The organism is Psychrosphaera aquimarina (assembly GCF_032461525.1).
GTDB classification, from domain to species: Bacteria; Pseudomonadota; Gammaproteobacteria; order Enterobacterales; family Alteromonadaceae; genus Psychrosphaera; species Psychrosphaera aquimarina.
On sequence record NZ_JAWCUA010000010.1, the window covers coordinates 965,015 to 976,423 of the forward strand.

At 36.6% G+C, this 11,409-nt stretch carries 10 protein-coding genes and 1 pseudogene; 6 read left to right on the top strand and 5 right to left on the bottom strand.

Features of this window, described 5'->3' with window-relative positions:
- Positions 1-110 precede the first annotated feature (110 nt).
- Entirely contained in the window at positions 111-1,091 is a 981-nt protein-coding gene (locus tag RT723_RS16345; RefSeq protein WP_315948200.1) for a methyl-accepting chemotaxis protein, read from the bottom strand.
- A gap of 336 nt (positions 1,092-1,427) precedes the next feature.
- Between RT723_RS16345 and RT723_RS16350 the strand changes: the two genes are divergently transcribed.
- Positions 1,428-2,225, top strand: a complete 798-nt coding sequence (locus RT723_RS16350) for a thioesterase family protein (protein ID WP_315948201.1) — start codon at positions 1,428-1,430, stop codon at positions 2,223-2,225.
- A gap of 31 nt (positions 2,226-2,256) precedes the next feature.
- Here the strand turns inward: RT723_RS16350 and RT723_RS16355 are convergent, their stop codons facing one another.
- A complete protein-coding gene (locus tag RT723_RS16355) occupies positions 2,257-2,781 on the bottom strand; it encodes a gamma carbonic anhydrase family protein (protein WP_315948203.1) in 525 nt (174 codons plus the stop codon).
- Positions 2,782-2,894: 113 nt separating this feature from the next.
- Between RT723_RS16355 and pdxH the strand changes: the two are divergent.
- A pseudogene (gene pdxH, locus RT723_RS16360) lies at positions 2,895-3,537 on the top strand (pyridoxamine 5'-phosphate oxidase).
- 157 nt (positions 3,538-3,694) lie between these two features.
- Positions 3,695-4,483, top strand: coding sequence for a TatD family hydrolase (locus RT723_RS16365; protein ID WP_315948205.1), 789 nt, complete (start codon positions 3,695-3,697; stop codon positions 4,481-4,483).
- A gap of 7 nt (positions 4,484-4,490) precedes the next feature.
- On the opposite strand, the gene RT723_RS16370 is transcribed toward RT723_RS16365, so the two are convergent.
- Positions 4,491-5,111: an AhpA/YtjB family protein gene (locus tag RT723_RS16370; RefSeq protein WP_315948206.1), complete on the bottom strand. Its 621-nt coding sequence runs from the start codon at positions 5,109-5,111 to the stop codon at positions 4,491-4,493.
- Positions 5,112-5,248: 137 nt separating this feature from the next.
- On the opposite strand from RT723_RS16370, the gene serB reads away from it, so the two are divergent.
- Both serB and cysS read left to right on the top strand, forming a co-directional pair.
- The gene (gene serB, locus RT723_RS16375) at positions 5,249-6,328 is read left to right on the top strand and encodes a phosphoserine phosphatase SerB (RefSeq protein WP_252731692.1); all 1,080 of its coding nucleotides are present in this window, start codon (positions 5,249-5,251) and stop codon (positions 6,326-6,328) included.
- Between the two features lie 96 nt (positions 6,329-6,424).
- Positions 6,425-7,804, top strand: a complete 1,380-nt coding sequence (gene cysS / locus RT723_RS16380) for a cysteine--tRNA ligase (protein ID WP_315948207.1) — start codon at positions 6,425-6,427, stop codon at positions 7,802-7,804.
- Between the two features lie 105 nt (positions 7,805-7,909).
- Here the strand turns inward: cysS and RT723_RS16385 are convergent, their stop codons facing one another.
- Complete coding sequence (locus RT723_RS16385) at positions 7,910-8,509, bottom strand: Yip1 family protein (RefSeq protein ID WP_216054791.1); 600 nt, start codon at positions 8,507-8,509, stop codon at positions 7,910-7,912.
- Between the two features lie 410 nt (positions 8,510-8,919).
- On the opposite strand from RT723_RS16385, the gene RT723_RS16390 reads away from it, so the two are divergent.
- Positions 8,920-10,434: a hypothetical protein gene (locus RT723_RS16390; protein WP_315948208.1), complete on the top strand. Its 1,515-nt coding sequence runs from the start codon at positions 8,920-8,922 to the stop codon at positions 10,432-10,434.
- A gap of 102 nt (positions 10,435-10,536) precedes the next feature.
- On the opposite strand, the gene RT723_RS16395 is transcribed toward RT723_RS16390, so the two are convergent.
- Entirely contained in the window at positions 10,537-11,331 is a 795-nt protein-coding gene (locus RT723_RS16395) for a hypothetical protein (RefSeq protein WP_315948210.1), read from the bottom strand.
- Positions 11,332-11,409: the final 78 nt, after the last annotated feature.

Below are 11,409 nucleotides of genomic sequence, written 5' to 3' on the forward strand. Positions count from 1 at the left end.
CAATGCTTCACACCTTTTTATACAAAAAGAATTTATTCAAAAAGAATTTATTCAAAAAGAATTTATAAATAAAACAATAAAAAGCGTTAATAAATCATATTTTTATTCAATTATCCTTCAGCTAAAACGTCTAATAAATTCATCACTTTTTTACTTGCTATTTCCATCGATTTTAATTGTGAAATAGCTTTTTCCCTGTCACCAGCTACTAATGAATTTAGCGCTCCAACCCCACAAGTGTGAACTTGTTTATGAGGTTCACTAAGTTGGTTAAACGTACTATTATTTGAAAATATTGATTTGCCTTCAGCGTTATACCACTTACCTAGTCGGCAGCTATTATGATCAGCAAACTCCGTCGCTGATTTAGAACTAAATCCGGCAGCAACAGCATATACATCACCTTTCCAAACCACGTGATCTAATTTCACCGTTTGAATAAAACTTTGTAAACTAGCGTCTGTAATAGTACCTCTCATCGAATTACAACATTCGATCAAATTACGATAATCGCTATCTAATGTAGTCACGCCAGAGGTGAGTTCTTCATTAGTAGAATGTATAGTATCCACCGACTTAACGGTTTCACTGGTTGAGCGAATAATCTCGTTTACTAATTCTGATACTTCATTGGCTGATTCGTTGGTATTGTTTGCCAGCGCTCTTACTTCATCAGCGACAACACTAAAACCACGACCCGCCTCACCAGCTCTCGCTGCTTCAATTGCTGCATTTAAGGCTAATAAGTTAGTTTGATCTGAAATTTTTGAAATGGTTGAAACAAATATATTAATTTTATCGGCCATTTCAGATAAGCCCGAAATATTGGATGTCATTGAGCCCATTTGAGCACCAAGTCCACTCATGCCGTGCACTATGTTTTTAAGTGTTTTAGAGGACGAGTCAAATAGATCGTTTATATGGCTAATACCATCACTTTCTTTTTTAATTTGCTGGAATGAACTAAATACTGTCTCGCGAATGCCTTGGAGCTGTTCAATAGAGTCAACGGTACAACCTAAAACTTGTTTTTCGAACTCAATGTTATCTGTTTGCTGAACATTTTGAGCGTGTTGAAGTTCGGCGATCAATTCATCAGAATTACGAATTTGTTGTTGTAACGTTTGTATTTGTGTTTTTAGAGAAGAGTTTTCAGCGACTACGTTATTAAAGCTTTTTTTGTTACAAACATCGTTATTTTTTCTCGATTCTATTATTTTTGTCTTTATGCTTTATCGGCTAATGAGTACAAAAGTTCAATTAAAATATAAGTAAACTACGCTAATGTTTGATTTACATTAAGTTAATTTTATAAATCAGGTTATTGCTATGAAAATTTATAAACTTAGGTAAACTTGTGGTCATACCAGAGAAGTGAGAAGGTGTTGAATCTTCCCAACCCCAATTTACATATTGAGTATTTACACATGAGTATTGATACCTTATTTGAAGCTTTTAACGAAACTAAATCTGAATACATAATTAAAGTGCCTAAAACCTGGGGACAGGGCAGAACCTTATATGGCGGTATTTCTACCGCTTTGGCTTATCAAGCGGCGGAGAACTTAATTCTTGATGATCGTTCATTACGTTCATTGCATTGTAATTTTGTTGGTCCATTAAATTGGGATGAACCTGTAGTTGTTTCTGCTGAAGTATTACGTACTGGTAAAAATGTTACGCAATTATTGGCCAAAGTCTGTCAAAATGGGCAAGTTGGTGTGATGGCTCAAATATGTTTTGGTATGAGCCGTGAGTCGAAACTATTTAGTCAAGCTCCAGATAAACATGTAATGCAAGTGCCAAAAAAAGGTAATTTCATACCTAATATACCTAAGTTAGTGCCTGCTTTTATTCAGCATTTTAATTTGTCATTACACAAAGGCAGTTTTGGTTTGGGCAAAAGTGAAGAAGCCGCTTTACACGGTTGGAGTCGTTTTGCTAGCGCACCCAAAACGATGAGAATGGCATATTTTATTGCCTTAATGGATGCATGGCCGCCAACCATGTTTCAAATGTTAAGATTACCAGCTCCAGCTAGTACTATGTCTTGGGATATTGAGTTTATAAATCCAAAACACCCATTGGACCCAACTGCTTGGTTTGCAAGTGAAACGGAAGCCAAACATATCCAAGACGGATATGGTCATGAAGAAGCTAAATTTTGGGATCAAGATGGCAACTTACTCGCACTTTCTCGACAAGTCGTTACCGTATTTGCATAAAATACGGTACGTGATAAAACTCTGATTAGTTTTAAACGAATGGGCGTAATTGATCATTATACAGTTGACCTTTCTCTACATAATGCTGGGCAGACTTAGTTAATAACTCGGCTTGCTCGGCACTTATCTGCTTTACAACTTTACCTGGAACACCCATCACCAATGAATTATCTGGGATGGTTTTATTTTCTGTGATTAAACTACCTGCGCCAATAATGCAGTTTTTGCCAATTACGGCGCCATTTAAAATGGTCGCGCCCATACCTATCAAACTGTTATCTCCAACACGACAACCATGCAGCATCACTTTATGGCCAACAGTGACGTTGTTGCCTAGTTCGATTGGAAACCCCTCATCTACATGCAAGACAGATCCATCTTGAATATTGGTGTTATCGCCTATGTTTATGGCTGCATTATCAGCTCGTAAAACACACTGAAACCAAATGCTAACTTGTTCACCTATATTTACTTCACCAATCACGTCAGCGCTATGGGCAATAAAATAATCTTCACTTTTAGATTGTGGTTTTTTGTCATTTAGTTGATATAACATTTATTTATCCTCGGTAAGCATACATATCTGTTTTGCGTTATTAACTTAACTTATACTAAACCCATTAATGTGTCGTATAAATTTGTTGTTTTTAGGATTTTTGGGAGTAGTAAATGAAGTTATCTGACTTAAGACGTGAATATTGTCAGGGTGAATTAACCGAACAAGATGTGACAAATGATCCTATGACACAGTTTGATGTTTGGCTAAAACAAGCCATAGATGCAAACCTACAAGACCCAACGGCAATGGTCGTGGCAACGGTTGATGAAAATGGCCAGCCATCACAGCGTATCGTGTTGTTAAAAAATAGTGATGAAAATGGATTTGTATTTTTCACCAATTTAGCCAGTCGAAAAGCACAAGAGTTAAAACAAAATAACAAGATATCACTCCACTTTCCTTGGCATGCATTGGAAAGACAAGTGATTGTTTATGGTGAAGTTGAGCCATTAACAACAAAAGAAAATATGACGTACTTTTTATCACGCCCTAAAGAGAGCCAGTTAGCAGCTTGGGCTTCCAAGCAGTCACATCCAATCAGTTCTCGAAAAATGTTAATGGAAACCTTTGAGCGCATGAAACATAAATTTAGCCAAGGTGACATGCCAACCCCTGATTTTTGGGGGGGATATAGAGTTAAGCCTTCTAAAGTCGAATTTTGGCAGGGGGGAATATAGGTTACATGACAGAATCATGTACACCCGAAAGGAGTCGGATACCTCCAGTTGGGATATACAAAGGCTAGCGCCATAAAATTGAGCTACGAGGGGCGAGATATGAGCTTCGAGATACGAGATACGAGATATGAGCTTCGAGATTTGAGATATAAAGCCTTACAGCCCTAAAGCCTTTTAACCTTCAAGCCTTTAATCCATCATGAAAGGGATTAATAAATAATGAGCCAAATAAAATGCAATTGATTGATAGCCATTGCCATCTTGATTTCTCTGACTTTGAAGACGATTTAAATTCAGTCATCAAACGTGCAAATCAACATGGGATTGACTCATTTATAGTGCCTGGCGTGTCTAAGACAAATTGGTCGAAAGTAACTAAGTTAACTCAACGGTTTGATAATGTTTATTGCGCTTATGGTATTCATCCACTGTTTTTAAAAGATAGTGTAATCAGTGAAAGCGAACAAAGTGATGTTTGTTTTGATGATTTAAAGGTACTAGAAAACCTACTACAGAATGAACCTTGTATTGCGGTGGGTGAATGTGGACTGGATGCGACGGTTGATAATATGGCATTACAACAGAAAGTGTTTAAGGCGCAGATTGAACTGGCCAATAAATACAATAAACCGTTAATCGTACATCACCGGAAAACGCATCATTTGATCCAACAATGTTTCAAACAAATTAAACCACTTAATGGCGGAGTTATTCATGCCTTTTCTGGCAATCTACAAGAAGCACAAAAGTACATTGAATTAGGCTTTAAACTTGGAGTAGGAGGTGGAGTTACTTATGTACGTGCGACAAAAACACGTGCAACCATTATCAAATTTGGTTTGTCTCATATTGTATTAGAAACAGATTCACCAGATATGCCGTTATCTGGCCAGCAAGGGACGCGAAACGAACCAAAGAATATATATGGCGTTGCCAAGGCTCTCGCTGAGTTATTGGAATGTTCAATTGATGATGTAGCAACAACAACGACGGAAAATGTAAAACGTTTATTCAGTCTTTAATTTTATCTTAGTGTTCGTCTTTTACACTTTCTTTGACAAAGTATGAGTGAGATGAAAATGGTCTTAAACCTATAGTGAATAAATACCCAATCAATCCTGCAATACAAGCCAGTAATACAATTTGTTGGCTAATTCGGCTGATAAATAAGTTACCACTTTGCTGTAAGTTTTTCTTTAACACGGTAATACGTACAAATCCCAATAATTCATTTTCATCGTCACGGATCTCTTTAACAAAAGGGGTCGGTAACAATGGTTCAAATTCTTGGTTTAGCTGAGTAATGAAACGGGCTTTTGTGGTGATTGCATTATCGCTTTTACTTAATACTAATCCTTTATTGTCATAAATAACCATTTCTAAGATATAGTCAGACTTAAGGGCTGAATCAGTTAAGTGATCGAGTGATTTTATATCGTCTTGAGATATATAGGTTTTAGCACTATGTGAGGTTTGCAGTAATATATTCTCAGCTAATACTATTGAGTTTTCTTCAAGCATAGCTCGTCCTTGGTTACTGACATTTAGCCAAAGACTGATAGTGACAATTAATAAAACAATCGCAAAACCCAACTGTGTGAACTTTCGATTTAACGACGATGTTTTAATGTAAGTAAGTTTTTTACTCATTAGGATCTTATTTATATGAGATTGTTTTAAATACTGCGCATTTCTAGATTAAAAAGCAATGCACTTTAATATATTCTATTAAGTCATTTCTACATTTGATTAAATAATCCACAAAAACTAAAGTTGGAACCCCAAAAATGGCTATAGATGAGTTATCTCACATATTTTCGATATCCGAAGTTTCTTTCGTCCAGGTTCAGCAGCAATTAAAAAACACCGACTTGTTTAATTTAGTTTGGTTAGCAGATAACACAGACAATGATGCACCGACATTAAAAGATATTAACGATTGTCAGCAAGTTAAATTGGAAATGATAGCAGAGCAAGACTTAAGCGCACACTCATCCAGTGCCAAACTTGTTTTATTTAATGATCTTAATTGGCAGATATTGTTCGACTTCATTAAAGTATGCGAAGCAAATTCGATTAATTTGAACATTTGTAAGTTAGTTAAACCCTCGGATGAATTAGATGGAGCCATTAGTTTCACACTGACTGATGCCATTACGAAACAAATCCAGACGGAATTAAATCAATGGGCTGAACAACACGATGTAGAATTGTGTTATGTCGAAAATGGACCATCAATAGATAAACCGGGTTTATTAGTTATGGATATGGACTCAACAGCTATCCAAATTGAATGTATAGATGAGATTGCTAAGTTAGCTGGGGTCGGTGAGCAAGTTGCAGAAGTGACCGCCGCTGCTATGCGCGGTGAATTAGATTTTGCTGAAAGCTTACACGCTAGAGTAGCCACATTAACAGACGCACCAGTATCTATTATTGACCAAGTGGCGGATAATTTACCGCTTATGCCTGGATTGGAAAACTTAGTCTCACAGTTACAATCTTATGGCTGGAAGTTAGTCATTGCATCGGGTGGTTTTACTTATATGACCGATGTTTTAAAACGTCAGTTAAATTTAGATGAAACCGTAGCAAATCAGCTAGAAATGAAAAATGAAAAACTGACTGGCAAAGTACTTGGGCGCATTGTTGATGCCAATGTAAAGGCAGAAACCGTTGTGGAGTTGGCGCATAAATACAATATCGACATCAGCCAAACCATTGCAATGGGGGATGGTGCCAATGATTTAGTTATGATGGAAGCTGCCCAACTGGGGGTTGCCTTTCATGCTAAGCCATTGGTTCGAGCACAAGCCGATGTAAGTGTCAGAACCGGTGGATTAGATCAGTTATTGTATTTACTGTAAAAATCGCATGAATTTAGCCGCGACTTTGTTAGAATGCGCGGTCAAATTTACAATTGTTTTATTAATAATAACGTTATTTAAAGATCAGGAATATAAATGTTACGTATATACAATACATTAAGCCGCCAAAAAGAAGAGTTTAAACCACTAGTTGCAGGTAAGGTTGGCATGTATGTGTGTGGCATCACAGTGTATGACTTATTACATATGGGGCACGGTCGTACGTATGTTTCTTTCGACATTATGCAACGCTATTTCAGATACTTAGGTTATGACGTTACTTATGTTCGTAACATCACCGACGTTGATGACAAAATTATTAAACGAGCTCAAGAAAATAATGAGACGTTTGAGCAATTGACCAAACGTACGATTGACATGATGCATGAAGATTTTGATGCATTAAGAATGTTACCTGCGGATATTGAGCCTAAAGTTTCGACGCATATGCCAGAGATCATTGACGTGATTCAACGTTTAATTAATAAAGAACATGCATACGTGGCGTCCAATGGCGATGTGATGTTTGCCGTGTCATCTTATGGTGAGTATGGCAAGTTAGCTCGTCAAGATTTAACTCAGCTTGTTTCTGGTTCACGAGTTGACGTAGATGAAGCTAAGCGTGATCCCCTTGACTTTGTATTATGGAAATTAGCAAAAGCGGGTGAGCCGAGTTGGAGCTCGCCATGGGGCGAAGGACGACCTGGTTGGCACATAGAGTGTTCAGCAATGAACTCTAAACATCTAGGTAAACATTTTGATATTCATGGTGGTGGTTCAGATTTAATTTTCCCACATCATGAAAATGAAATTGCCCAATCTTGCTGTGCATTCGACACGCCATATGTTAACTACTGGTTACATACAGGCATGGTGCAAGTGGACAATGAAAAGATGTCTAAATCTTTACATAACTTTTTCACTGTAAGAGACGTATTAAAACAATACGATGCTGAGTCAGTTCGTTATTTTTTAATTAACGGTCACTACCGTAGCCAATTAAATTACTCAGATGATAATTTAAAACAAGCAAAAGCAAGTTTAGAACGTTTATATACTGCTTTACGTGATGTAAAAGTGAATACAGATGTCGAATTAAGTGGCTTTGAGCAAGTGACGCGATTTAATGCCGCAATGGACGATGACTTTAATACACCAGAAGCTTTGTCGGTTCTGTTTGAATTAGCTAAAGAGTTAAACAAAGAAAAACTGATCGACGTGAATAAAGCGTCAGACATAGCCGGTGTATTAGTAAAACTTGGTGAAGTGTTAGGTATTTTACAAACGCCAGCAGAGCAGTTTTTCCAAAGTGGACAAGGTGATGATGTTGCAGTGATAGAGCAATTGATTGTTAAGCGTAATCAAGCTCGTGCTGATAAAAACTGGGCTGCAGCCGATGAAGCGCGTGATGCGTTAACCGCTATGGGCATCATTCTTGAAGATAGTGAAGGTAAAACAACTTGGCGTAAGATCTAATCTATTATTGCGTTAATCGATAAACAGAACTTTATCAATAAACAACGAAAAAAGGTGCATCAATGATGCACCTTTTTATTTAACTAATAATAGTTAGAGTTTGTGTTAATGGCTAAACGCTGGGGCGTAACCTGAACTCCAAAATATGGCAAAAGACGTCATAATACAAACGAGTAATATCAGACCACAAGTTACAACTGAACTCGAGTATATGAATCCACGTTCCTCTGGGATATGCATTAAAATTGGAACCCCTGCATAAAGTAGATAAACAGAATAGGCTAATGCACCAAACCCAACTAACATAACAAACCAAATTTCTGGATATAAAGCAGCTAAGCCAGCAGTAAATAATGGTGTTGCTGTATAGGCTGCTAATTCAAGCGTTTGGGTGTAGGTTGGTTTTGAACCAAATGTGTGGGCCATCCAATGTGCTAAGTATCCTAATACAAACACACCGGCTATCAGCGCAAAATACATACCTACGGATAACATTAATGCAGAATTTGTTGGTAAAAATAAGCGTTCTCCAACGCCAACGCTCCAACCTATCGATGTAAGTGAAAAATAAGCACTAATGGCTGGAATTAGTGCGATGATCATTATGTGTGACATAGAATATTTAAAGCTTTCGTGTCTATCGTCAATAGAATGCCACTCTTCTACTGGGTGTGCGTAAAGGCCCCACAGGTGGTTTAATATCATAATTACTTCCCTCAACTTCTAAAAATACCTAATGATTATATTGTTTAATTTCTCAACAATATGTTTATGTTATGACCAAAAAAAGTGGATACGTCAAGTATTTAACAGTTTAAAATTATCGACCTACGTCGGTTTTGGCTCAATATAGAATCATTAATACAAAGAGCAAAAACTCTAATCTTCCGGGTTAGTGCCCACTAATAAAGGCTTGTGCATTTTAGTTATGTCTACATCCCTGACATTAATAGAAGTTATAAATTTTTGATCATTTCTTTATTCATACTCTTTACACAATAGATGCACAGTGTCTGCACATTGGGTTGTTAATTTCCTGCTCTAGTCATTTCAAATGGATAAAAGTCTCAAGCCTTGAGAAATCCAATACTATTTCTAATAACAGGAACATATAAATGAATTTTAATCGTGGAATTTTTAATAAAATTAAACGCGGATTGCCTATCATTTTTGCAGCTCATATATCACTTACACTATTTGGATGTGACAGTGATTCATCTTCAGGTACTGGCTATATTCAAATGTATAATTTGTCATCGAATGCCCCTGATATTTACTTAACAGTCGATCAATACAGTGATGATGATTTTGTGGAAACCGCTTATTCTGGCGTTCCCTTTACAGGTTTAAGTAGCCGCCTTGAATTTGAATCTACAACTTACGATATTGAATTAGCTTGGCAAGATGAATACAACAGCAGTGACTTAGAAAATATCTATGAAAGCGAATTGTCAGTCAGTGATGATATGGTTGAATTTGTGGTCATGACTGATGACGTAAGATCACCTAATGTACTTGTGTATGAATTGCCCATTCGCGATGAAGATGAAGTAGAAGAAGACAGTGATGATGAAGTCTTTAATATTCGTATTTTAAATATGCATGACTCTTCACAAGGGGTGGATATTTATTACTCAGAATCAGATGAAAGCTTCAATGAAGCGCAGTTAATATCTCAAACTAACTATACCCAAATGTCTGAAAATCAAAAATTAGCACAAGATGATCTTATATTTTATTTAACATTGGCTGGCAGCACAGAGGTTCTATTTCAATCACAAGATATATCGTTTCCTTATGCCGCTGAGTACATTATTGTAATTAGAGAAAATACCGGTGCAGGCACATCGCCATTTATTATCGATAAGTTATCGACCACTTCATCAGTTGAATACTCAGACATTAATGCCGAAGCTCAATACCGAATTTATAATGGTATTGTCGAGCACGAATTACTACCTGAGTATCAAGGGATGTTCGACTTTTACGTGAACGGTGTAGATGAAGAAGCAGAAGTATCGTCATTAACCTTTGGCCAGTTTAGCGATTCAATACTCTCTAATTCTGGCGATTTTAGTATGAGTTTGTTATCACCTGCAGATCAAAGTGTGATTGTGAATAACCATTTATTATCATTAAGCGATAATACAAATACGACGGTTTTCTTTTACCTGTTAGAAGAAGCAGTTGATGAAGATGGAGATAACGATGTTGATGAAAACGGTGATGGTTACATAGATGAAATTGAAATTTCGATTAATTCATTAGTCGTTAATAATAGCCAAAGTGAAAGTATTTATAGTCACCAAATTAATGTAATTAATTTAATCGATGAAAATGAAATCTCAGATGATTTTTCTTATATCAAAGTTTATTTTGTAAAGAGTGATGAGACAATTAGTAGCGCAGATCAATCAACGTCGGCGGTATTTGCAACGCCTAGTTCGGTACAGTTACTTAATAATACTTATGAAGTCTACGTAATAGGACGTTTAGGTAGTAGCGATGTGATTTTAACATCACAAGAATTAGTGTTAGATGAAAACAGCAAAGACCAATTTCTAATTCTAGAAAAAGAATCATCGTCTTTAACTAACTATAAAATGGCGTTTGTAAATCAAGCAAACTAATTTTGCGTGATAGTAAACACCCATTGATACCGTAATAAACTTTAAAATAGGCCTCAAATGCAGAGGCCTATTTTTTTATGTGCAGATTTAGGGGCAACATAATTAAATGGCAAAATTACAGGGTTGGTTTAGCTCTATGGTTTTTGAAGCCATTTGACGCAAAAACGATTGAGTTTCTTGATTGGCAATAATCTCTTCAATAAAAGGCAGCAGGGTTGCAGACTCTCCGGTGATCACTTCATAAAATATATAAGCGGTTAATAACAAACCTAACTCTGAAGCATGATTGCCGTCTGGACTATGTAGAGGTATTTCAGGATCAGCAAGTATGGCTTTATCCCAAGCTAACCCTATCGGTGCAACACACGACTTTTGTAGTTTGGCTATACCTGTATGAATTCGATGAACTTGCGCCGCTTCTTTTGTTCTGCCTCGTTGTGGATGTTCTGGAAATAAGATAGGAGTAGCATCAAGGTGTTTAGTTTTATCTATCCACATCCTAGTTTGAGTTGTTGGATACCGGTAAACACCAGATTGAGAGTACTTTTGTCCCTGTAAGATTACATGTGTCCATGGTTTACTCTCTAATAATGTTCTTCTCGCTGTGCGACTAGATGGGTTATCTAAAAACCCGCCTCCGGCATTAACAACTTCGATTTCTGCAACAGGATTGCCATTGTTAATTAAAACGCTAAGCAACTCGTCTAAGCCAATAACGTGACTATTACCAAATATTAATATTTTGTATGTGTTTGAATATCGATTGTCAGGTATCGATAAGTTGGTTTTTTTCTGTGTTGAAGTGTTGTCAAAAATGGAGGCGTTGTAATTGGCGCTATTTCCTGAACAAGCCATTAAAAAATGCAGCGTAAATATTACAAAACATAAAATGCGCATGATATATCCTTGTTTTAAAGTTAATACGGTTTAAGTTATGAGGTAAAGATTGGACCGGAGTTTCTCAGCTTATTGATT

What these genes read in the sequence shown, in the direction of transcription:
- RT723_RS16350 (WP_315948201.1), top strand. Translation starts at nt 1,428, where the DNA reads ATGAGTATTGATACCTTATTTGAAGCTTTTAACGAAACTAAATCTGAA.
- RT723_RS16355 (WP_315948203.1), bottom strand. Translation starts at nt 2,781, where the DNA reads ATGTTATATCAACTAAATGACAAAAAACCACAATCTAAAAGTGAAGAT.
- RT723_RS16365 (WP_315948205.1), top strand. Translation starts at nt 3,695, where the DNA reads ATGCAATTGATTGATAGCCATTGCCATCTTGATTTCTCTGACTTTGAA.
- RT723_RS16370 (WP_315948206.1), bottom strand. Translation starts at nt 5,111, where the DNA reads ATGAGTAAAAAACTTACTTACATTAAAACATCGTCGTTAAATCGAAAG.
- serB (WP_252731692.1), top strand. Translation starts at nt 5,249, where the DNA reads ATGGCTATAGATGAGTTATCTCACATATTTTCGATATCCGAAGTTTCT.
- cysS (WP_315948207.1), top strand. Translation starts at nt 6,425, where the DNA reads ATGTTACGTATATACAATACATTAAGCCGCCAAAAAGAAGAGTTTAAA.
- RT723_RS16385 (WP_216054791.1), bottom strand. Translation starts at nt 8,509, where the DNA reads ATGATATTAAACCACCTGTGGGGCCTTTACGCACACCCAGTAGAAGAG.
- RT723_RS16390 (WP_315948208.1), top strand. Translation starts at nt 8,920, where the DNA reads ATGAATTTTAATCGTGGAATTTTTAATAAAATTAAACGCGGATTGCCT.
- RT723_RS16395 (WP_315948210.1), bottom strand. Translation starts at nt 11,331, where the DNA reads ATGCGCATTTTATGTTTTGTAATATTTACGCTGCATTTTTTAATGGCT.